Raw genomic sequence first — 22603 nt, 5'->3', positions numbered from 1 at the left:
ACGCGGGCGGGGAGCACGCCCCGTCGGTGTCGGAGACCGTCGCTATCGTGCTCGTCCGGTGCGCTCGACCGCACCGACCGGCTACGGACCTACGGGTTCACCGCCCGGCGAGTTCACCGCCCGACGACGTACTGCACGGCATCACGGTAGACCCGGTCGAGATTGGTCACGTCGGGCGCACCGGAACCGAACGACATGTAGGTCACGAACACCCGCACATCGTCGATCTGAGCGACCCGCGTCGTCATCGACTGGGTCACCGTGTCGCCGGTCCCGCCGGACCGAACGGTGCGGCTCAACGCGAGAGTCCGGACGCCGTCACCCGGAGCAGGCGGGTCCGGTTCCAGTTCGGTCGTGACCGTGGCGGTGACCCCGCGGTGGGTCGCCTGGACCTCTCCGCACTCGACTGCATAGGCGCGATACCCGCTGAGATCTCCGGTCGAGGCCACCACTTCCACGCTGATGGTCGCACGGCTGTCGTTGTCGGTTCCGACTGTCATGGCCGTGCCCGTGGGCCCGTAGTCCTGCGGGTCCGGCAGGCATCCGGGGGGTTCGACCTTGGCGCCGGTCGGGATCCCGGTCAGATCGGGTGCCGCCTGCGCGACAGCCTGCGCGGGCAGCACCACTGCGACGTACGGCTCCGGGAAGCGCTCGGGAGGCAGTACCAACTCCGACGGGAGACGGGACGGGACGGCAGCGGGCGAATCGGCGGACGAGGCGGCCGTCGGCTCGTTGCCGTAATAGGCGGCCGGTTCGGGCTCAGGCGTGCCGTCGATCGCGGTTCCGCATCCGGCCGTTGCGGCCAGCGCCGCGATCACGGCGACCCGGCGTCTTGCGGCGCTCCGGCCGGAACGATGCGGGGCCTTTCGTTGTGCCACTGGGACCTCCACAGTTCGGTGACGGACCGCACGGGCTCGCCCATGGGCGAGGGCCGGTCATCGGCTCGGTTGGACTCGAATAGACTCGAACTCCACCATGCCACGCCGGTATTCCACCGGTCAGGAGGCTACGACGGCGCGATGTGATCGGAGTGGTTCGGATATGGACGAGCAATCCCGGATGTACGAGCTGGAATTTCCCGCTCCTCGACTGGTGTCGACAGACGGGCAAGGTCCGGTGTTGGTACACGGTCTCGAGGGGTTTGCCGACGCCGGCCATGCCGTACGGCTGGCCACTACCCACCTGCGTGAGAGCCTGGAGACCGAACTGGTGGCCTCGTTCGCGGTCGACGAACTGATCGATTACCGGTCGCGGCGCCCACTCATGACCTTCAAGGCGGATCACTTCTCCGACTACGCCGCGCCCGAGCTGAACCTCTACGCGCTGGTCGACAATGCCGACACCCCGTTCCTGCTGCTTGCCGGCGCCGAGCCGGACCTGCGGTGGGAACGGTTCATCACGGCCGTGCGGTTGCTCGCCGAGCAGTTCGGTGTCCGGCGCACGATCGGTTTGAACGCGATTCCCATGGCGATCCCGCATACGCGTCCGCTGGCCGTGACCGCGCATTCGACCAACAAGGACCTCATCGCAGGACACCACCGCTGGTCGGGTGAATTGCAGGTGCCCGCGGGCGCGTCGTCGTTGCTGGAACTGCGGATGGCGCAGCACGGCCACGAATCCGTGGGGTTCTCGGTGCACGTGCCGCACTATCTCGCGCAGACGGACAATCCTGCCGCGGCCGAAACCCTGCTGGCGAACGTCGCGGAGGTCGGCGGCCTCGATCTGCCGCTGGCGGCGCTCGGCGAGGCAGCGGCTCGCGTGCGCGAGCAGGTCGACGAGCATATCGAGGGCAACGAGGAGGTGCAGGCCGTGGTTCATGCGCTCGAGCGCCAGTACGACAGCTATGTCGCCGCGCAGGAGCAGCAGTCCTCCCCGTTGCCGACCGACGAGAACTTGCCGACCGGTGAGGAGATCGGTGCAGAGTTCGAACGTTTCCTGGCGGAGTACGACCACGGGGACGACGACAACGATTCCCGGAGTTAGCAGGTGTCACAGCGGCCACGGCAGCTCTGCGAGATGTCTCATGATCGTCACGATCACGGGTTGAAGCCGTCACATACAGCCGGTACGCTCTCGCGACATGCAACAGTGACTGTTCGAGGACGCCAAACGGTCGAGTGCCCGGCCGCGCGTGCGGTGTCCTTGCAGCGTCGGTAGGAGACGTCCATGGCTACAGCCCGACCCCGGAAGCTGCGCCCGGTTCCCGATACCGAGCCGCGCATGGTTTTCCGCACGATCCACGGCTATCGCAGGGCGTTCCGGATGGGCGGGAGCGGACCGGCGCTCCTGCTGATCCACGGCATCGGCGACAACTCCTCGACGTGGCAGGACGTGATGCCACACCTGACCGAGAAGTACACCGTGATCGCGCCCGACCTGCTGGGGCACGGCCGTTCCGACAAGCCTCGCGCCGACTATTCGGTCGCCGCGTACGCCAACGGCATGCGCGATCTGCTCTCGGTGCTGGGCATCGACAAGGTCACCGTCCTGGGCCATTCGCTCGGCGGCGGGGTCGCGATGCAGTTCGCGTACCAGTTCCCGCACATGGTCGACCGGCTCGTGCTCGTGTCGTCCGGTGGCGTCACCAAGGACGTGCATCCCGTGTTGCGCTTCGCATCGATGCCGCTGTTCAGCGAGGCCCTCAAACTGCTCCGGTTGCCCGGTGCGATGCCCGCAGTCCGGATCGCCGGGAACGTCCTCGGTCAGCTGCACGGTTCCCCACTCCGACCGGGCGCATTGCTGCAGGACACCTCCGATCTGGTGCGGATCCTCAGCGAGTTGCCCGACCCCACCGCATACGAGGCGTATCTGCGCACGCTCCGCGCGGTCGTCGACTGGCGGGGGCAGGTGGTGACGATGCTCGACCGGTGCTATCTCACCGAGAACCTGCCCGTCCAGCTCATCTGGGGTGATCGCGACAGCGTGATCCCGCTGGGGCATGCCTATCTGGCTCACTCCGCGATGCCGGGATCCAGGCTCGAAGTCTTCCGAGGCGCGGGGCACTTCCCGTTCCGCGACGACCCGATCCGATTCCTCCGCGTCGTGGAGGACTTTCTCGACGGCACCACCCCCCTCGAGTTCGACGAGAACCGCTGGCGTCAGCTCCTGGTCAGCGGGGTGAGCGAGTCCCAGATCACGGGCGGGCCCGCCACGCGGATGGCGGTTCTCGGAGCGATGGGCTCGGACGAGCGGAGCGCCACGTAACTCGCGAACCTCCTCCGACTAGCCTGGAGCGGTGCTGCTTCCGGACTTGATACCTGATCGCGTCGACGACGACTCGCTGTTCGATGCGTTCACCTCCTGGACCATGGACCGAGGTATCACGCTGTACCCGGCGCAGGAGGAAGCGCTGATGGAGCTCGTCGCGGGTTCGAACGTGGTCCTCGCCACCCCCACCGGGTCCGGCAAGTCGATGGTTGCGCTCGGCGCGCACTTCTTCGCCCTCGCCGCCGGTAGGCGCACGTTCTACACCGCGCCGATCAAGGCCCTGGTCAGCGAGAAGTTCTTCGCATTGTGCGACGTGTTCGGAGCCGATCAAGTCGGCATGATGACCGGCGATGCGTCGGTGAACGCGGGGGCACCGATCATCTGTGCGACCGCGGAGATCGTCGCGAATCTGGCGCTGCGTGAAGGCGCGGACTCGGACATCGGCCAGGTGGTGATGGACGAGTTCCATTTCTATTCGGAGCCCGAACGAGGGTGGGCGTGGCAGGTGCCGCTGATCGAACTGCCTCGCGTCCAATTCCTGTTGATGTCCGCCACGCTCGGTGACGTCAGCGATCTGCGCGCAGACCTGACCCGCCGCACCGGCCGTCCCACCGCCGAGGTCTCCGGCGCCGAGCGTCCCGTGCCGCTGACCTACTCGTATTCGCTTGCGCCGATCGGCGAAGCGATCGAGGAACTGGTCACCACTCATCAGGCGCCGGTGTACGTCGTGCATTTCACGCAGGCCGCCGCTCTCGAGCGCGCGCAGGCGCTGACCAGCGTGAACCTGTGCACCAAGACGGAGAAGGAAGCGATCGCCGAGGCGATCGGCTCGTTCCGTTTCTCCACCGGTTTCGGGAAAACCCTCTCGCGTCTGGTTCGGCACGGGATCGGCGTGCATCACGCCGGTATGTTGCCCAAATACCGGCGTCTCGTCGAACGTCTCGCCCAGGACGGACTGCTCAAGGTCATCTGCGGCACCGACACGCTCGGGGTCGGCATCAACGTCCCGATCCGTACGGTGCTGCTGACCGGCCTGACGAAGTACGACGGCACCCGGGTACGTCAGCTCAAGGCCCGCGAGTTCCACCAGATCGCAGGACGCGCCGGCCGCGCCGGATTCGACACGATGGGTACCGTCGTCGTGCAGGCGCCGGAGCACGAGATCGAGAATCACCGCGCACTGGCCAAGGCCGGAGACGATCCGAAGAAAAAGAGGAAGGTCCAGCGCAAGAAGGCGCCCGAAGGCTTCGTCTCCTGGGGCGAGGCCTCCTTCGACAAGATCATTGCGGCTTCGCCCGAACCGATGGTGTCGCGGTTCCACGTGACCAACTCGATGCTGCTGAATGTGATCGCCCGGCCGGGCAATTGCTTCGACGCGATGCGGCACCTTCTCGAGGACAACCACGAGCCGCGCAAGGCCCAGCGCAGGCACATCCTGCGCGCGATCGAGTTGTATCGCGGGCTGCTGCAGGCCGGCATCGTCGAGCGGCTCGACGCTCCCGACGAGGAGGGCCGCTGGGCGCGGCTCACCGTCGACCTGCAGCGGGACTTCGCGCTCAATCAGCCGCTGTCGCCGTTCGCGCTGGCCGTCTTCGAACTGCTCGACGTCGACTCCCCCGGCTATGCCCTCGACGTCGTCTCCGTCATCGAGTCCACCCTCGACGATCCGCGGCAGGTTCTGTTCGCTCAGCAGCACGCAGCTCGCGGCGAGGCCGTCGCGCAGATGAAAGCGGACGGAATCGAATACGACGAGCGGATGGAACTGCTCGAAGAGGTCACCTGGCCCAAGCCGCTCGTCGAGCTGCTCGATCCGGCATTCGAAACGTACAAGGGCGGCCACCCCTGGGTGGCCGAGACACCGCTGTCGCCGAAGTCCGTGGTACGCGACATGATCGAGAAATCGATGACGTTCGCGGAGCTGGTGAGTCATTACGGGCTGGCCCGTTCCGAGGGTCTCGTACTGCGCTACCTTGCCGACGCGTATCGCGCGCTGCGGCAGACGGTTCCGGATTCGGTGCGCACCGAGGAACTCGAAGACATCATCGAGTGGCTCGGCGAGCTGATCCGCCAGGTCGATTCGTCATTGCTCGACGAATGGGAGCAGCTGGCGAATCCGGCAGTGGATGCGGATGACACGCAGATCGCGTTCGGGGCGGATGTGCCGCGGCCGATCTCGGCGAATGTCCGCGCGTTCAAGGTGATGGTGCGCAACGCGATGTTCCGGCGGATCGAGCTCGCCTCGCGCAGACGATGGGACGAGCTGGCCGGACTCGGCGACGGACTCGATGCGGACGACTGGGCGGATCTGCTCGAGCTGTACTTCGACGAGTACGACGAGATCGGCACCGACCAGGACGCGCGGGGACCCCAGTTGTTCTCGGTCGTCATGGAGAAGGATCTGTGGCGAGTGCGGCAGACTCTCGCCGACCCGCAGGGCGACCACGGCTGGGCGCTGATCGGCGAGGTGAACCTGGCCGAGTCCGATGCGGCGGGCGAAGTGGTGTTCGACGAGTTCGAGATCGTCGAAGGATGAGCGGTGTGCGGGTGACCGGCGCCGGCACCGGTAGCCTGGCCGGGTGAGTGAAGAGTCCGATCCCGTGTTCCGGCTGGCCTACGTCCCCGGAGTCACCCCCGCCAAATGGATGCGGGTGTGGACCGAGCGGATGCCGGACGTACCGATCGAACTCGTCCCGGTGGAATCGATGTCCGGGGCCGCGTGCATCCGGGACGGCCTGGCCGACGTCGCTCTGCTGCGTCTGCCGCTCGAGCGTGACGGGTTGTCGGTGATCAACCTGTACACCGAGGTGTCGGTGGTGGTTGTGCCGAAGGAGCATGCGATCGCCGCGGTCGACGAGGTGTCGGTGGCGGACCTTGCCGAGGAGACCGTGCTGCACCCGCTCGACGATGTGCTGGATTGGGCGCGGCCGCCCGGCGAGGACGCGTTCGAGCGGCCCGCCACCACCGAAGACGCAATTTCACATGTCGCCTCGGAAGTCGGGGTGCTCGTCACCCCGCAATCACTGGCGCGGCTGCATCATCGCAAGGACGTCACGTATCGCCCGGTGGTGGACGCACCGCAATCGCAGATCGGTCTGGTGTGGCTCGCCGACGGAACCACCGAACTGATCGAAGACTTCGTGGGTATCGTTCGCGGACGCACAGCGAACAGTTCGCGTGGGCGCCACAGCGAGCCCGAACCGAAATCCCCGCGCCGCGGAGAACGCCGCGGAACGCAGCCGAAAAAGCAGGTCGGCGACAAGAAACCGAAGTCACGCCGCAGCGGTACCGGTCACCCCAAGAACAGCGGGCGGCCACGCAAGCGCCGCTGACCGACCCGGTTTCCGGCACGCCGCAGCGGTGTCGGAGGCGTCCGGCCGGGCGGAGTCAGGGCAGCCGTCGGCTCCCGGCCGGTGCTTGTGCCCGCAGCAACTCCGCGAGCGCGCGGTAGTCGTCCGCCCGCGCACTCGACGAGCGGAACACCAGGCCGATCGTGCGTCCGGGTTCGGGCGCGGCGAAGTGTGCGACGGCGAGGTCGCCGCCTGCCGTTTCCACCGGCACCGCCGACGCCGGCACGAGCGTTACACCCAGTCCCCCTGCGACACAACGGACGACGGTTGCCAGGGAGGTCGCGCGGGTGTCGCCGGCGGTCGGCCGGGCGTGTACCGACCGGCACAGGTCGAGAGTCTGGTCTCGTAGACAGTGGCCTTCGTCGAGCAGCAGCAGAGGGAGATCGTCGAGCACCGAGAGCGGGAGGTCGTTCCGGCCCGCGAGTTCGTGACCTGCCGGCACGACGAGTACGAACTCCTCCGAATAGAGCGGCATCTCGACGACGCCGGCCATATCGGCGGGGAGGGCGAGCACGGCGACATCCAAGGTTCCCGCCCGCAGGGACTGCAGCAGACGCGCCGTCTGGTCCTCGATGACGTGGAGCGCGAGATCGGGCATGCGCAGCCGCAATTCGGGCAGTGCATCGGGCAGGACGTAGGGCGCCACGGTGGGGATGAGCCCGAGGCGCAGCGGACCCGAGAAGCCACCGGATACGCCTGCCGCGGTCGCGGCGAATCCCTCGGCGGCGTCGAGCACGGCCTTGGCCTGGCCGAGCAGTCGCGCGCCGGCAGGAGTGACGAGTACGCGACGGGTGCTGCGCTCGATCAGCTGCACGCCGAGGCCGTTCTCGAGCGACGCCAGAGCCTGCGAGAGTGTGGGTTGGCTCACATTCAATCGCGTTGCGGCGGTACCGAAGTGTCGAAATGTGGCGATCGCCACGAACGCACGCAGCTGTGACAGGGTGGGTTGATAAGTCTGATCGGACACGCCTATCAGTATAGTGCTACCAATCACCTTTACCTTTTGAAAGGTTTCCGGCAGGATGGTTTCCATACCGGAGAACGGCCCGCAAGGATCGAACCGGTAACGCACGAATCCACGTCATCGGGCGTGCTGTGCGCGATCAATCGCTTGTTCACGAGACACCAACGAGAGGACCGAGAATGGCTCTGCTGACCATCGGCGACCAGTTCCCCGCTTTCAACCTGAAGGCCCTCATCGGCGGCGACCTGTCGCAGGTCGACGCCAGCCAGCCCGACGACTACTTCACCACCATCACCAGCGACGACTACGCCGGCAAGTGGAAGGTCGTCTTCTTCTGGACGAAGGACTTCACCTTCATCTGCCCGACCGAGATCGCCGCGTTCGGCAAGCTGAACGACGAGTTCGCCGACCGCGACACCCAGGTCCTCGGTGCGTCCACCGACAACGAGTTCGTCCACTTCCAGTGGCGCGCACAGCACGAGGATCTCAAGACCCTCCCCTTCCCGATGCTGTCCGACCTCAACCGGGAACTCGTCTCGGCCACCGGTGTCCTGAACAAGGACGGCGTCGCCGACCGCGCCACCTTCATCATCGACCCGAACAACGAGATCCAGTTCGTGTCCGTCACCGCCGGCTCCGTGGGCCGCAACGTCGACGAGGTCCTCCGCGTCCTCGACGCCCTGCAGTCCGACGAACTGTGCGCTTGCAACTGGAAGAAGAACGACCCGACCCTCAATGCGGGTGAGCTCGTCAAGGCAGCGCTCCAGTGAGTGTCGACAACCTGAAGAACGCTCTGCCCGAGTACGCCAAGGATCTCAAGCTGAACCTGAGTTCCCTCGCACGCTCGACGGAACTCAACGAGCAGCAGCTGTGGGGCACGTTCCTCGCAGCCGCGGCCGCCACCAAGTCGGCGACCGTGCTCAAGGAGATCTCCGAAGAGGCCGCGGACGTGCTGTCCGCGGAGGCATACAACGCCGCCCTCGGTGCCGCGTCGATCATGGGGATGAACAACGTCGCGTACCGCGCCAAGAGCTTCCTCGGTGACGACTACACCCAGGTGCGCATGGGCCTGCGGATGAACATCATCGGCAACCCCGGCGTCGAGAAGTCCGACTTCGAACTGTGGTCGCTCGCAGTGTCCACGATCAACGGCTGCCACGACTGCACCGCCGCGCACGACAACGTGGTGCGCAAGGAAGGTCTCACCAAGGAGCAGATCTGGGAGGCCGTCAAGGTCGCCGCGACTCTCCAGGGTGTGGCCCAGGCGATCGTCGCCGCCGAGATCCTCGCCGGCGCCAACGCCTGACAGATACATTCCACAGAAAAGGGACCCCTCGTGCGAGGGGTCCCTTTTCGTGTTCGGTGCTCGACACCGACACGCTAGGCGCCTCGGGATTCCACCGATCCGCCGATCTCTCGTCCCGCGTCGAGATCGGTGTCGCTCAATACCACCTCGATTTCCCGGCCGAGTTGCACCCCGGGTGCGAGCGGCAGCCGATCGCCGCTCCAGAATCGACCGGGGTCGTACCAGTTGGCGCTCCGTCCACGCTGTTCGAGTAGACCCATTTCCTCCATCGTCACCCCGACCACCTCGGCGCAGTAGGCGCTCTCGACATCGGTGCTCGCAGCGCGACGCCGTCGTGGAAGCCGACCGGCGAACCAGCGGCCCGTCAACTTCGCCGTCGAGGGGAACGGCGTGCCGTCGAGACGAGCGATGGTGCGCAGCAATTGATCTTCCTGGTGCGCGGTGACCGGGTGCGCCATCTGCCGCAACCACCCGCGTTGCCCGTATCGGGCACCCCATACCTGCACCGCACTGCGCAGATCGTGCAATTGCACCCCGCGGTGATGCCGACCGGTCCACATGTCCGGCAGACTGCGTCCCAATTCCGCATGCCACATCAGCGGTGGCAGATCGTCGAGCGCGACAGTCATTCCGACGTGGTTCACGGGTGCGTTCGTCAGCGCCTGGATGGCGCGGTCGGCCGTACTCGCGCCGCGAAAGATCCAGATGTCGCCGGTGCGGGCGAGCTCCACCGCTTCGTCGAGTGTGACGCGTGACCGAATGGTGTTGGGCTGCATGCCCACAGCCTGCCACGTAGTGGACCTCCCACCGTCGACCTCGTCGCACCCTGGTACGCCGGTAGGGTCATGCCATGGCACCTCGGGGCAGACAATGGTGGAAGCTGGTCGGACTTGCGGGCCTGGCCGGTGTCGCCGCAACCGGAGCGATCACAGTGCGCAACGAACGCAAACGCCGCAGCTATACCCCCGACGAGGTGCGGACGGTGCTGCACGAACGCTACGCGCGAGTCGCTGCCGCCCGCGACAGCAGCGGCGAAGTACCTCTGACCGCGGTGCGCCCACGACCGACCTCCCGGATCCGGCGGGTGATCCGCCGGATCCGCGAGGGCCGATGACCGCCGGGTCAGCCCAGAGCGGCCAGAAAGCCGTCGGCGAGATCCTGGACCTGCTCGTCGGTCATCACGAACGACGGGGAGATCTGCAGCGCACCCTGGCCGGCCGCACGACCCGAAATACCATGCTGCCGTAGGGTCTTGACAAAACCGAGCGCTTCGGCCGGATCGGCGAGCTGCACCGCGGCCACCGCACCGAGACCACTGCGGACCTCGGCGACCCGAGGATGCTCGGCCAGCACAGCCAGCTTCTCGTGCAGTGTCCGCTCGAGCCGCGCCGACTCCTCGAGCAGGTTCTCACGCTCGATGATGTCGAGGTTCGCGAGCGCCGCCGCAGCCGACGCGGCGTGACCGCCGTACGTGTAGCCGTGACGCCACCACACACCGCCCGCGAAGAACGGCTCGGCGACCCGCGGCGCGACGAACACCGCGCCCATGGGCAGATAACCCGACGTCAGGCCCTTCGCAGTGGTCATCAGATCAGGCTGCAGATCGAAACGGTCCGACGCGAACCAGGCGCCGCCGATGCGGCCGAACCCCGTGACGACCTCGTCCACGACGAACAGGATGTCGTGCTCGCGGCAGATGTCGCGGACCTCGGCGAGGTATCCCTCCGGGGGCAGGTACACCCCACCCGCGCCGATGATGGGCTCGCAGAAGAACGCGGCGACGTTGTCGGCTCCGGCCTTCTCGATCAGCTCGAGCAGGGCCTTGGCATCGTTCCACGACACGTTGGCCGCGTCGTCCCACAACTTCCCGTAGCCTTCGCCGTTCACCGGTATCCCGGACAGCGAGGTACCACCGATATGCATGCCGTGGTACGCCTTCTCGCGGGCGACGACCAGCGTCTTGGTGGGCCGGCCCACCTCCTGCCAGTAGCGTCGGGCGAGCTTCGCCGCGGTGTCGATCGAGTCGGAGCCGCCCGAAGTGAAGAAGATCTTGCTGCCCGGCACCGGGGCGAGTCCTGCCAGACGTTCGGCAAGTTCGACCGTGGGTTCCGCGGTCAGGTCGCCGAAGTTCGAGTAGTGCGCGATCTTGCCGAGCTGCGCAGCCACTGCATCCGCGACCTCGGTGCGACCGTGACCGATGTTCGTGAACCACAGTCCGGCGGTGGCATCGAGGTATCGGGTGCCGGCATCGTCCCAGATATATGCCCCTTCACCGCGGGCCACGACGAAGGCCCCGTCCTTTTCGATCACTCCCATGTCGGCGAATCCGTGCCACAACGCTCCCACAGCCAGCTCCTGTCCACACAACTCGGTTTCGCACATCGTATGGGTAGGCAACGAAGCTGGTGGGCCGCACCCGTCCTCGTCATCCTGGAGTTATGACGGGCTTCCGATTCTCCGTGAACATCTTCGGAATCGAATCGCGTGCCGGCTTCGCCGAATTCTGCCGGAGCGCCGAGCAGGACGGATACGACGTCGTCTTCGCCACCGACCATCTCGGGGTCGGTTCACCGTTTCCTCTGCTGGTCGCCGCGGCCGACGCGACCGACCACCTCCGGGTGGGCACCCTGGTGCTCAACGCCGCGTTCTGGAATCCCGTCCTGCTCGCCCGCGACATCGCCACGACCGATGTGCTCACCGACGGCAGGCTCGAGGTCGGACTCGGCGCCGGACACATGAAATGGGAGTTCGACACCGCCGGCATCGCGTGGGAACGGTTCACCGATCGTGCCGCCCGGCTCGCAGACACCATCATCGCACTCCGAGATCAGTTCGCGACGGACGGTTACCCGCAGCAGGAAGCGCTGCGCGCGGCATACGCGATCCCGGTGCTGCGGCCCGTGCAACGCCATGGCTTCGGTGGCCACGGTCCACCGCTGATCGTGGGGGGCACCGGCAACCGCGTCCTCGAAGTCGCGGCCACCCCATGCGGACATCGTGAGTGTGGCCGGCGCATTCCAGGTGCCGCGACAGCCACCGGGGACGTTCCGGATCGGTACCGAGGGCGAGGCCGACGAGCGGGTGCGGTTCGCGCGCGCATGCGCCGGCGATCGCTGCGCGGACATCGAGTGGCACACGCTGCTGCAGTTGGTGGCCGTCACCGACGACCGGCGCGCAACCGCGGCCCGGATTCTCGAACAGAGCGGACAGCCGATGACGATCGACGAACTACTCGGATCCCCGTTCGTGCTGATCGGCACGGTCGAGGAGATGGCCGCGCTGCTCCACCGCAACCGCGAACGGTTCGGATTCACCCACTACACCGTGCATGCGCCGTATCGTGAACCGTTCGCCCGGGTGATCGCGCAGGTCCGGCAGGGACACTCCTGATCCGTGTGCCGCCTGCGTCCACGGTCACTGCATCCCCTTCGCTAGGCTGTGTGATCAGCATGTCCATCTCCCCCGCCCCGAACCGACGCGACCTGCGCGCTGCCCTGACCGAGGTGTCGCTCCGCGACGAACACCACCTCCGACGGCGTCTCGACAGAGCTCGCGACGACGCCGCGTTGTCCGCGCTGGCCACCGAAATCGATGCGGCACGCGTCCGCCTCACGAACCGGGCTTCGTCGGTACCGACGATCCGCTATCCCGAGGACCTACCGGTCTCACAGCGCAAGGACGACATCGCAGCGGCGATCCGCGACCATCAGGTGGTCGTTGTCGCGGGCGAGACCGGCTCGGGCAAGACCACCCAGATCCCGAAGATCTGTCTCGAACTCGGCCGCGGGGTGCGCGGGCTGATCGGGCACACACAGCCCCGGCGGATCGCCGCGCGCGCCGTCGCCGAGCGTCTCGCCGAAGAGCTCGACACCCAGCTCGGCGACACGGTCGGCTACACCGTGCGATTCACCGACCAGGTGTCGGACGGCACGCTCGTCAAATTGATGACCGACGGCATCCTGCTCGCCGAGATCCAGCGCGACCGCATGCTGCGCCGCTATGACACCCTCATCATCGACGAGGCGCACGAACGCAGCCTCAACATCGATTTCCTCCTCGGGTATCTCCGGCAGCTGCTGCCGCGACGTCCGGACCTGAAGGTCATCATCACGTCCGCGACGATCGATCCCGAACGGTTCGCGCAGCACTTCGCTGCCGCCGACGGGACACCCGCACCGATCGTGGAGGTATCGGGCCGTACCTTCCCGGTGGAGGTGCGCTACCGGCCGCTCACCGTCGAGGTCGGTGACCAGCTCGTCGACCGCGATCCCGTCGACGCGGTGTGCGAGGCCGTCGACGAACTCCAGGCCGCAGGCGACGGCGACATCCTCGTGTTCCTGTCCGGCGAGCGGGAAATCCGCGATACCGCCGATGCACTGCGCGACCGCAACCTGCGGGGCACCGAGGTCGTCCCGCTCTACGGACGACTCTCGGCGGCCGAACAACACCGGGTCTTCACCCCGCACACCGGTCGCCGGGTGGTGTTGTCGACGAACGTGGCCGAGACATCTCTGACGGTGCCCGGTATCCGCTACGTCGTCGACCCCGGCACGGCGCGCATCTCGCGGTACTCGGTGCGCACGAAGGTCCAGCGGCTTCCCATCGAGGAGATCTCGCAGGCGTCCGCACGGCAGCGGGCCGGCCGCTGCGGGCGTGTCGCCGACGGGATCTGTATCCGCCTCTACTCGGAGGAGGATTTCGAGAACCGTCCCGCATTCACCGAACCCGAGATTCTCCGCACCAACCTCGCCTCGGTGGTGTTGCAGATGACTGCACTCGGACTCGGCGACATCGCGTCGTTCCCGTTCGTCGAACCGCCCGACCCGCGTGCCATCCGCGACGGTATCGCGCTGCTCGAGGAGCTGGGCGCACTCGAACCCGCCAAGAAGGACGAGCAGCCGAGGCTTACCGCGACAGGCCGGGAAGTGGCCCGGCTGCCCGTCGATCCGCGGATGGCGCGGATGATCGTCGAAGGTCACCGCAACGGGTGCCTGCGCGAAACGCTCATCATCGTCTCTGCACTGTCGATCCAGGACGTGCGTGAGCGACCGGCCGAATTCCAGCAGGCCGCCGACGAAAAGCATGCGCGCTTCAACGTCGAGGGATCGGATTTCCTTGCATTCCTGCGACTGTGGGATTATCTGAAGCAGCAGCGAAAAGAACTGTCCTCCAATCAGTTCCGAAAAATGTGCCGGAACGAGTTTCTGCACTGGCTGCGGATCCGCGAGTGGCAGGACCTGCAAGGGCAGCTGCGCCAGATCACGCTCACCCTCGGTTGGGAGACGCGACACCAGCAGGTGAGCGACGATGCGATCCACCAATCGCTGTTGGCCGGACTGCTGTCCCACGTCGGGCTGCGCGAAGGAGACAAGCGGGACTTCCTCGGCGCCCGGGGCGCCCGGTTCGCCGTATTCCCGGGCTCGTCGCTGTTCAAGAAGCCTCCACGCTGGGTCATGGCCGCCGAACTGGTCGAGACGTCCCGGCTGTGGGCGCGCATGGCGGCACGGATCGAGCCGGAGTGGGTCGAGAAGCTCGCGCCACACCTGGTCAAGCGCACCTATTCGGAGCCGCACTGGTCCACCAAGCGCGAAGCGGCGATGGCCTACGAACGCGTGACGCTGTACGGCATCCCGCTCGTGGCGCAGCGCCCGGTGCAGTACGGCCGAATCGACCCCGAGGCCTCGCGCGAATTGTTCATCCGCCACGCGCTGGTTCAAGGCGAATGGCGGACCCGGCACAAGTTCTTCCACGCCAACCGCGCGCTGCTCGAAGACGTCGAGGAACTCGAGCACCGTGCCCGACGCCGGGACATCGTCGTCGACGACGAAGCGCTGTTCGAGTTCTACGACGAGCGTGTCGGACCGGACGTCGTCTCTGCCCGTCACTTCGACACGTGGTGGAAGAAGACACGACAGGCGCAACCGGATCTGCTGACCTTCACCCCGGAGACGGTAGTGAACCAGGACGCCGCGGCGGTTCTGGGTGGCGACTACCCCGACGCGTGGCGCCAGGGCGAACTGCAGTTCCCCTTGACGTACCAGTTCGAGCCGGGCACCGAGGACGACGGTGTCACCGCCCGCATTCCGGTGGCCTTGCTCGCGGGCGTTCGCCCCGTCGGTTTCGACTGGCTGGTACCCGGTATGCGGCACGATCTCGTGACCGCACTGATCAAGACCCTTCCGAAGCATCTACGCCGGCAGGTCGTACCGGCACCCGACTTCGCCGCCGCCGCACTGGCTTCCGTGACCCCACGGACCGAGCCGCTGGTCAACGCGATGGCCCGCGAGCTGTCGCGTCTCGGCAATGGCCGGATCGAACCGAGCGATTTCGACCTCTCCGCGCTGCCCGGCCACCTGCGCATGACCTTCGCGGCGGTCGACGAGGGCGGAAAAGTCCTCGCGCGCAACAAGAGCCTGACCGCACTTCGTAAGCAACTGTCGAACCGCGTCGATGCCGAAGTGGCGCGCGCCGCCTCCAGCACCGAGCGTCCCCCGGCGATGACATGGACTGTCGATACGCTCGGCACATTGCCTCCGACGGTAATGCGCACCGTCGGAGGCCAGCAGGTCACCGGTTACCCCGCGCTGGTGGCGGAAGGCAGCGGGGTCGCCGTGCGGGTGCTCAGTACACCCCAGGCACAGCGCGCGGCCACCCGGACAGGGTTGCGGGCCCTGTTGCTCGCGGCGGCTCCGGCCAAGGTCAAGGCCGTGACATCGGGATTGACCAATGCCGAACGCCTTGCGCTGGGTCGCAATCCCGATGGCTCGCTCGACGCGCTGATCGAAGATTGCCGCGCGTGCGCCGTCGACCAGCTGATCGCCACGCACGGTAAACCGGTACGGACCCCGGAGGAATTCGACGCGCTCGCCGCAACGGTCCGCGCCGAGCTTCCCGGACGCGTCGCGCGCCTGTTGAAGTTGGTGGTACCGGCGCTCGGCCGTGCACACGAAGTCGGGGTCCTACTGGATCGGCTGCGTGGAGAAGCCGCCGACGATGTGCGTGAGCAGATGTCGTCCCTGCTGTTTCCGGGTTTCGTAACCGATCTGGGTAGCAGCCGATTGGCCGAGCTCCCCCGCTATCTCGCTGCGGCGGCGCAGCGCCTCGAAGGACTTCCTGCGGGTGCCGATCGGGACGCTCGGGGTATGGACGTGCTGGACCGCGTCTACGCGGCGTACGATCGCCTGCTCGGACGTCTACCCGAAGAGCGTCGCACCGCCGCCGATGTCGTGGACATCTATTGGCAGATAGAGGAACTGCGGGTGAGCCTTTTTGCGCAGGGACTCGGGACCCGGGTGCCGATCTCGGAGAAACGGGTACTCAAGATGATCGACGCGATCCGCTGACGCGGCCGCCCCGGCTCGGTTACGTGCCCGGGGCGTCGTCGTTCTCGCGGGCCCGCTGGTGTTCGCGCAGTGCCGTGATCTCGCGGGCGAAGTCCTCCGCAGAACTGAAGGACCGGTACACGGACGCGAACCGGAGATAGGCCACCTCGTCCAGATCACGCAACGGGCCGAGGATGGCCAGCCCGACCTCGTGGCTCGGCACTTCCGGTGAACCTTTCGCGCGGACAGCGTCTTCGACCTGCTGGGCCAGCTTGTTGAGCGCATCGTTGTCGACGTCGCGCCCCTGGCACGCTCGCGCGACCCCGCGCACAACCTTTTCCCGGCTGAACGGCTCGGTGACGCCACTGCGTTTGACGACGGACAACACCGCGGCTTCGACGGTGGTGAATCGGCGACCGCACTCCGGGCACGCCCGGCGGCGGCGGATCGCGGCACCCTCATCGGCTTCGCGCGAATCGACCACCCTCGAATCCGGGTGCCGGCAATACGGGCAGTACATGTCGATTCCTTCGTCGCTGCCGCACTGGCCGCGAGGTCGGCGTCGAACCGATGCCGGCTTTTCGGGAACGCCGCCGCCCGGAGGCGGACCGGTCCCGACGCGACCACACGGAGTGGTGTGACTGACAGTCATCGACAATACCCGCCTGCCCATGTGGTTCTCGGAGTCCGGGGGTGTGGGGCGCCCCGGCGTCACTTCCCGGCGACCGCTGGCACGATCAGTTTCCGGCCGGCGGTGACCGTCCCGTTGGCAAGCGCATTGAGTTCGACGATGCGAGCGGTTGCGGACTCGACCGGCGAGCCCGGGACCACGCGGGTGGCAAACTGGCTCAGCGTTTCACCCGTCCGCACGACGGCGACATCCGTCCGGACCGCCTCTGCGGCCACCTGGCTGGTGCGCATATCGGCGAGTCCCAGCACGGCGGCCATCGCCATCGCGGTCAGCACAATCGTGACAAGCACCTGGCGCAGCGCGGTACCGGTGGGAGGTGCCGTGCGGGCCGGCGCGACAACGATCGCGGTCCTCCGGAACAGCGGCGCACACTCGTTCCGGCCCGGCACCGGCCGCAAACCCCGGTTCGCGATCCGTCCGGCCGCCCGAAACGAGGCCGTCGGCCGTCTTTGCTTCCGCCGGATCGGCCTCCGGACGCCGGTACCGCTGCAAACGGGAACGGCCGGGCGGCGCGCCGTGCCGAGCCCTGTCGTCCGCACCGCCGGCGATAGCGCCGATCCTGCCGAAACTGCTGTTGACATGGGGACCTCCGTGTCCGTTCGTCTCCACCTTGCTCGCCCGGTGTCGGTGCTTGCTCACGCGTAGGTAGTCGCCGGCGCATCGCGCCGGTCGCTCATGCATTCGAGGAAAGGAGTTCTCGGACTCGCTCATCCATTCGAACGAATACCTGTTCGAAGTTCTATCACGCAGCCCCGACGAAAGTCAGCACTTCCCGCGAGAAATCTCGAACAGGTGTTTGATATACGGACGCGTTCCGGTTAGATTCGGAAGATCACACACAACACATCCGACACTCGACGCACGGAGGTCACGACCATGACGGACGGTAACTCCGCGGCCGGCCGGAGCCGGAAGACGGCCGGCGACTCGGCTGCCGGCCTCACCGAACGCCAGCGCCGCGTACTCGAAGTGATCAGGGACTCGGTGGCCGAGCGGGGTTACCCGCCCAGCATCCGCGAGATCGGCGATGCGGTGGGCCTCAACTCCACCTCATCGGTAGCACACCAGCTGCGAACCCTCGAACGCAAGGGATTTCTCCGTCGCGATCCCAACCGGCCGCGTGCGGTCGATGTACGAGGACTCGGCGACACGGCCGTTGCCGCCGACGTCGCAAGCGAAGTCGTTTCTGCCGCGAACGCGGACGAAGCTCCCTCTGCAGCAATGGTTCCCGTCGTGGGCAGAATTGCTGCCGGTGGCCCGATCCTTGCGGAGGAGGCCATCGAGGCTGTCTTCCCGCTTCCCCGCGAACTGGTCGGGCAGGGCTCGCTGTTTCTGCTCAAGGTGGTCGGCCAGTCGATGATCGACGCCGCAATCTGCGACGGCGACTGGGTTGTCGTGCGCCAGCAGAACGTGGCAGACAACGGCGACATCGTCGCGGCGATGCTCGACGGAGAAGCCACCGTCAAGACGTTCAAGCGTGTGAAGAGAGACGTGTGGCTGATGCCCCACAATCCGATGTTCGAACCGATCCCCGGTAACGACGCCGTCATTCTCGGCAAGGTCGTCACCGTGATCCGGAAGGTCTGAACAGCGTCCGTCCCCAGGGACGCAGTAGAACGCCGCAGAGCCTCGCGAGGGTCGGTCGTGCGGATACCGATCCGGCAAAAGGCCGGGGCGACTCCGCCGAACGGAGTCGCCCCGGCCTTGCTGTCCGGGCTCAGATATTGAGGCCGCGCCCGATGATGTCCTTCATGATCTCGTTGGTGCCGCCGTAAATCTTCTGGACGCGGGCGTCGAGATACGCCTTGGCGACCGGGTATTCGCGCATGTAGCCGTAACCGCCGTGCAACTGCAGGCATCGGTCGATCAGTTCGACCTGCTTGTCGGTGGTCCAGTACTTGGCCATGGCCGCTTCCTGCACGGTCAGGGCGCCGGCATTGAGCAGTTCGACGCACTTGTCCACGAACACTCGGGCGAGCTGGGTTTCGGTCGCCATTTCCGCGAGCTCGAAGCGAGTGTTCTGGAACTTGCCGATGGATTTTCCGAACGCCTTACGGTCGCGGCAGTACTCGATCGTGCTTTCCAGCACCTGCTCCATCGCGGCGGCCGCGACCACGGCGATCGACAGCCGTTCCTGCGGCAGGTTCTGCATGAGGTAGATGAAGCCCATGCCCTCCTGCCCCAGCAGGTTGGTGCCCGGAACCCGCACATCGGTGAAGTTGAGCTCGGCGGTGTCCTGAGCGTCCAGGCCGATCTTGTCGAGGTTGCGGCCGCGCTCGAATCCGGGCATGCCGCGTTCGACGACGAGCAACGAGAAGCCCTGGGCGCCCTTGTCCGGGTCGGTGCATGCCACGACGACGACGAGGTCGGCGTTGATGCCGTTGGTGATGAATGTCTTGGAGCCGTTGAGGATCCAGTCGTCACCGTCACGAACGGCACGGGTCTTGATGCCCTGCAGGTCGCTGCCGGTTCCGGGTTCGGTCATCGCGATCGCAGTGATGATCTCGCCGGAACAGAATCCGGGTAGCCACCGCTTCTTCTGCTCGTCGTTCGTGAGATTGAGCAGGTACGGCGCGATCACGTCGTTGTGCAGCATGAAGCCGACACCGCTGTAGCCGCCCCGCGTGGTCTCCTCGGTGAGGACCACGTTGTACCGGAAGTCCTCGACACCGCCGCCGCCGAACTCCTCCGGCACCGCCATACCGAGAAAACCCTGCGCTCCGGCCTTCTTCCACACCTCGCGGTCGACGATCTTGTCCTTCTCCCACTGCTCGTGGAAGGGTGCCACCTCCTGTTCGAGGAACTTCCGGTACGACTCGCGGAACAAGTCGTGTTCGGGCTCGAAAAGGGTGCGTTCCATCTGCGCTCCTGTGTGTGACGGATCCGACGACATACTCACGGTATGCATCCGGGTCCGCGGTGGCGCTGACAGGAGCGAGCAGGTTTTGTGACCGAGGATGCGACGGCGGTACCGGGGTCGGCCCTGTACCCCGCGATGTCACCGACGTAGATCCGCCAGGCGCCGCAGGATCGGGTATGCCACAAGGATGCCGATCGATCCCCACGCGATGCCGCCGAGTTCGACGGACCCGATCGACAGGGTCAGGTCGCCGATCCCGGCCACGAGCGCCGCGGCCGCAACCGTGAGATTCACCGGGTCGGTGAAATCGACCTTTGCCTCGATCCAGATGCGGACACCCAAGATGCCGATCAGTCCGTACAACACCAGCGTCGCGCCGCCGAGTACACCGTCCGGCACGGTGAACACGAGCGCCCCGAACTTCGGGGAGAACGCCAGGATCACCGCGGTGGCGGCGGCCACCCAGTAGGCAGCCGTGGAATACACACGGGTGGCAGCCATCACTCCGATGTTCTCGGCATAGGTAGTGGTGCCGGAACCGCCACCGATGCCGGCGAGCGTCGTAGCCAGTCCGTCGGCGAGCAGCGCATCTCCGGCGACGTCGTCGAGATTGCGTCCGGTCATCGCCGCCACCGCCTTGACGTGCCCGACGTTCTCCGCGATCAGGACGATGACGACGGGCAGCGCGAGCAATACGACGGACAATTCGAAGGTCGGACCACGCAGGTCGGGTACACCGAACCACGCGGCCTCACGCAACGCATCGACACGCGCGGAATCGAGATCGCCGATCAGGGCGGCGAAGACCCAGCCGATCACCACGCCCACCAGAATGCCGAGGCGGCCGAGGAGTCCGGGCCCGAGCACGGTGACCAGCAGGATCGCGGCGAGTGTGACCGCCCCGATCAGCGGTTGCGCCTCGAACGATCCCGCCGCGGTCGGAGCGAGATTCAGGCCGATGAGGGCGACCACGGCGCCGGTGACCACGGGCGGCATCACCGCATCGATCACTCGCGAACCGAGGGCTTTCACGATCAGGCCGACGAGGGCCAGCACGACACCGACAGCCACGATGCCACCGAGTTGCGCTGCCGGGCCGCTTCCGGCGGAAGCGGTCAGCGGCGCGATGAACGCGAAGGAGGAACCGAGGTAGCTCGGCACCCTGCCCCGGGTGATGAGCAGGAACAAAGCGGTACCGAGACCCGAGAAGAGCAGCGTCGTCGTGACCGGGAAACCTGTGATGGTCGGTACCAGCAGGGTCGCTCCGAACATGGCGATCACATGCTGCATGCCGATGCCGATCGTGCGCGGCCACGACAACCGTTCGTCGGGAGCGACGACGGCCCCGGAGGTGATTCGCTTCCCGTCGCCGTGCACGGACCAGCCGAAAGTCGTCGCGGCCCGTTTGGCCGACTTCACTCGTTCACTCACGCTCGGAATGGTAAGGCCAACCGGCGCCGGCGTCCGACGTCACTCCAGCATCCGCGCAGCCACCGCCCGCGCAGCGACCGGGTCGCCGGCCGCGAGCACCGCCTCGGCAGCCTCACGACACCGGGCAAGCGTGACGGAGGCCAGGCGGGCACCCACTGCCGCGACGGCGGCCGAGGCACACGACAGTGAGGTGATCCCCATGCCCGCGAGCACACACGCGAGCAACGGATCGGCTGCGGCCTCACCGCATACTCCGACCGGTTTTCCGGCCGCTGTCCCGGCGTCGGCGGTGCGGGAGACGAGCGCCAGCACCGCCGGCTGCCACGGATCCGTCAGGGCGGCGAGCTGCGGGGACATCCGATCTGCCGCCATCGTGTACTGGGCCAGGTCGTTGGTACCGACGGAGAGGAAGTCGACGTGCTCGAGGAGCCTGTCCGCCAGCAACGCCGCTGCGGGCACTTCGATCATGACGCCGGGTACGAGGTGCCGTGCACGTACCGCCGCGGCGAACTCGGCCGTTTCGGCGAGGGTCGCGATCATCGGGGCCATCACCCACGGTGTCGTCTCCGTGCGCGCTGCTGCTTCGGCCATCGCGTCGAGCTGGCGTTCGAGAATCCCGGGCGTCAGTGCAGAGATGCGGATCCCGCGCACTCCGAGCGCCGGATTGTGTTCGGCGGGCTGGCGCGCGAAGCGCAGCGGTTTGTCCGAACCCGCGTCCAGTGTGCGCAACACGACCTTGCGACCGGCGTACGCGGTGAGCACTTCCTCGTAGATGTCGGCCTGCTCCGCCACGGTGGGTTCGGTGTCGCGGTCGAGGAAACACAGCTCGGTGCGGAAGAGACCGACGCCTTCGGCAGGCGTCATCCGGGCGGTCCTGGCGCCGGCGCCGTCCTGCACATTCGCGAGCACCGCCACGGCATGCCCGTCGGCCGTGGCACCCGGCCCGGTCCACGAGGCCACCCGAGCCCGCTCGTCGCGATCCCGGGCGACCTCTGCGTCCGCCTCCAGCGGGTCAGGATCGATGTTGATGCGCCCGGTGGCACCGTCGACGAGGACGGGCGTTCCGGCCTCGATGCCGTCGAGGCCGGCGACAGCCACGATGCACGGAATCCCCAGCTGCCGAGCGATGATTGCGGTGTGGCTGGTGGGGCCGCCCAGCGTGGTGGCCAATCCGACGATCAGGGCGGGATCGAGGCCGGCGGTGTCTGCGGGGGCGAGATCCTCCGCGAAGAGCACCGACGGGCGATCGGGTAGTTCGAGCCCGGGTTCGGGCCGGCCCTCGAGCGTGGCCGCGACGCGGTCGCGGATATCGATCAGATCGGTGACGCGCTCGGCCTGCAGTCCGCCCATCTTCTCGAACAGGACGACGAATTGCTCGGTGGCGGCAACGGTGGCCGAGACGGCATCGGACCCCGAGCGGATCCGGCCGACGGCCGCACCACGCCACGCCCGGTCCTCGGCCAGTACCGCGTTGG

Annotated in this window: 18 protein-coding genes and 1 pseudogene; 10 read left to right on the top strand and 9 right to left on the bottom strand. The window is 66.9% G+C overall.

The features are described 5' to 3' along the window. Positions 1 to 113 precede the first annotated feature (113 nt). A complete protein-coding gene (locus Q8814_RS11755) occupies positions 114 to 818 on the bottom strand; it encodes a DUF5642 family protein (RefSeq protein WP_408015887.1) in 705 nt (234 codons plus the stop codon). Between the two features lie 223 nt (positions 819 to 1041). On the opposite strand from Q8814_RS11755, the gene Q8814_RS11750 reads away from it, so the two are divergent. The 4 genes from Q8814_RS11750 to Q8814_RS11735 all read left to right on the top strand — a co-directional run bounded on the left by Q8814_RS11750 (position 1042) and on the right by Q8814_RS11735 (position 6536). Then, complete coding sequence (locus tag Q8814_RS11750) at positions 1042 to 1983, top strand: proteasome assembly chaperone family protein (RefSeq protein WP_330152196.1); 942 nt, start codon at positions 1042 to 1044, stop codon at positions 1981 to 1983. Positions 1984 to 2166: 183 nt separating this feature from the next. Then, on the top strand, positions 2167 to 3204 hold the full coding sequence (locus Q8814_RS11745; RefSeq protein ID WP_330152195.1) for an alpha/beta fold hydrolase: 1038 nt from the start codon (positions 2167 to 2169) through the stop codon (positions 3202 to 3204). Between the two features lie 31 nt (positions 3205 to 3235). Beyond that, positions 3236 to 5740, top strand: coding sequence for a DEAD/DEAH box helicase (locus Q8814_RS11740; RefSeq protein WP_330152194.1), 2505 nt, complete (start codon positions 3236 to 3238; stop codon positions 5738 to 5740). Positions 5741 to 5783: 43 nt separating this feature from the next. After that, positions 5784 to 6536, top strand: a complete 753-nt coding sequence (locus Q8814_RS11735; protein WP_330152193.1) for a LysR family substrate-binding domain-containing protein — start codon at positions 5784 to 5786, stop codon at positions 6534 to 6536. Between the two features lie 55 nt (positions 6537 to 6591). Here the strand turns inward: Q8814_RS11735 and Q8814_RS11730 are convergent, their stop codons facing one another. Next, entirely contained in the window at positions 6592 to 7521 is a 930-nt protein-coding gene (locus tag Q8814_RS11730) for a hydrogen peroxide-inducible genes activator (RefSeq protein ID WP_330152192.1), read from the bottom strand. 176 nt (positions 7522 to 7697) lie between these two features. Here Q8814_RS11730 and Q8814_RS11725 point away from each other — a divergent pair, with 176 nt between their 5' ends. Next, the gene (locus Q8814_RS11725; RefSeq protein WP_330152191.1) at positions 7698 to 8288 is read left to right on the top strand and encodes a peroxiredoxin; all 591 of its coding nucleotides are present in this window, start codon (positions 7698 to 7700) and stop codon (positions 8286 to 8288) included. After that, positions 8285 to 8824 carry a carboxymuconolactone decarboxylase family protein gene (locus Q8814_RS11720; RefSeq protein ID WP_330152190.1) on the top strand — a complete coding sequence of 180 codons (540 nt, stop codon included), beginning with the start codon at positions 8285 to 8287 and terminating at the stop codon, positions 8822 to 8824. The genes Q8814_RS11725 and Q8814_RS11720 overlap by 4 nt, the downstream gene beginning before the upstream one ends. 74 nt (positions 8825 to 8898) lie before the next feature. On the opposite strand, the gene Q8814_RS11715 is transcribed toward Q8814_RS11720, so the two are convergent. Further along, positions 8899 to 9600: a hypothetical protein gene (locus tag Q8814_RS11715; protein ID WP_330152189.1), complete on the bottom strand. Its 702-nt coding sequence runs from the start codon at positions 9598 to 9600 to the stop codon at positions 8899 to 8901. A 74-nt stretch (positions 9601 to 9674) separates the two neighbouring features. On the opposite strand from Q8814_RS11715, the gene Q8814_RS11710 reads away from it, so the two are divergent. Next, positions 9675 to 9938, top strand: a complete 264-nt coding sequence (locus Q8814_RS11710) for a hypothetical protein (RefSeq protein ID WP_330152188.1) — start codon at positions 9675 to 9677, stop codon at positions 9936 to 9938. An 8-nt stretch (positions 9939 to 9946) separates the two neighbouring features. Here Q8814_RS11710 and Q8814_RS11705 read toward each other — a convergent pair whose 3' ends face one another. Continuing rightward, a complete protein-coding gene (locus Q8814_RS11705) occupies positions 9947 to 11206 on the bottom strand; it encodes an aminotransferase family protein (protein ID WP_330152187.1) in 1260 nt (419 codons plus the stop codon). Positions 11207 to 11262: 56 nt separating this feature from the next. Between Q8814_RS11705 and Q8814_RS11700 the strand changes: the two are divergent. Together Q8814_RS11700 and hrpA are read left to right on the top strand one after the other, a co-directional pair. Continuing rightward, a pseudogene (locus Q8814_RS11700) lies at positions 11263 to 12214 on the top strand (TIGR03621 family F420-dependent LLM class oxidoreductase). 59 nt (positions 12215 to 12273) lie between these two features. After that, positions 12274 to 16167 (top strand): ATP-dependent RNA helicase HrpA, encoded by a 3894-nt coding sequence (gene hrpA, locus Q8814_RS11695; protein WP_330152201.1) that lies wholly within the window; start codon positions 12274 to 12276, stop codon positions 16165 to 16167. A 19-nt stretch (positions 16168 to 16186) separates the two neighbouring features. On the opposite strand, the gene nrdR is transcribed toward hrpA, so the two are convergent. Further along, positions 16187 to 16666: a transcriptional regulator NrdR gene (nrdR, locus tag Q8814_RS11690; RefSeq protein WP_330152186.1), complete on the bottom strand. Its 480-nt coding sequence runs from the start codon at positions 16664 to 16666 to the stop codon at positions 16187 to 16189. 191 nt (positions 16667 to 16857) lie between these two features. Next, complete coding sequence (locus Q8814_RS11685) at positions 16858 to 17226, bottom strand: LysM peptidoglycan-binding domain-containing protein (RefSeq protein WP_330152185.1); 369 nt, start codon at positions 17224 to 17226, stop codon at positions 16858 to 16860. A gap of 487 nt (positions 17227 to 17713) precedes the next feature. Here Q8814_RS11685 and lexA point away from each other — a divergent pair, with 487 nt between their 5' ends. Further along, entirely contained in the window at positions 17714 to 18424 is a 711-nt protein-coding gene (lexA, locus tag Q8814_RS11680) for a transcriptional repressor LexA (RefSeq protein WP_330152184.1), read from the top strand. A gap of 130 nt (positions 18425 to 18554) precedes the next feature. Here lexA and Q8814_RS11675 read toward each other — a convergent pair whose 3' ends face one another. The 3 genes from Q8814_RS11675 to Q8814_RS11665 form a co-directional block, all read right to left on the bottom strand. Next, positions 18555 to 19697: an acyl-CoA dehydrogenase family protein gene (locus Q8814_RS11675; protein ID WP_330152183.1), complete on the bottom strand. Its 1143-nt coding sequence runs from the start codon at positions 19695 to 19697 to the stop codon at positions 18555 to 18557. A 138-nt stretch (positions 19698 to 19835) separates the two neighbouring features. Next, on the bottom strand, positions 19836 to 21128 hold the full coding sequence (locus Q8814_RS11670) for a uracil-xanthine permease family protein (protein WP_330152182.1): 1293 nt from the start codon (positions 21126 to 21128) through the stop codon (positions 19836 to 19838). Positions 21129 to 21167: 39 nt separating this feature from the next. Further along, a partial coding sequence (locus Q8814_RS11665) for a putative PEP-binding protein (RefSeq protein WP_330152181.1) occupies positions 21168 to 22603 on the bottom strand: 1436 nt, incomplete at its 5' end.

This window comes from Rhodococcus chondri (assembly GCF_036327435.1).
Classification (GTDB): Bacteria; Actinomycetota; Actinomycetes; order Mycobacteriales; family Mycobacteriaceae; genus Rhodococcus; species Rhodococcus chondri.
This window is presented reverse-complemented; position numbering and strand designations above follow the sequence as displayed.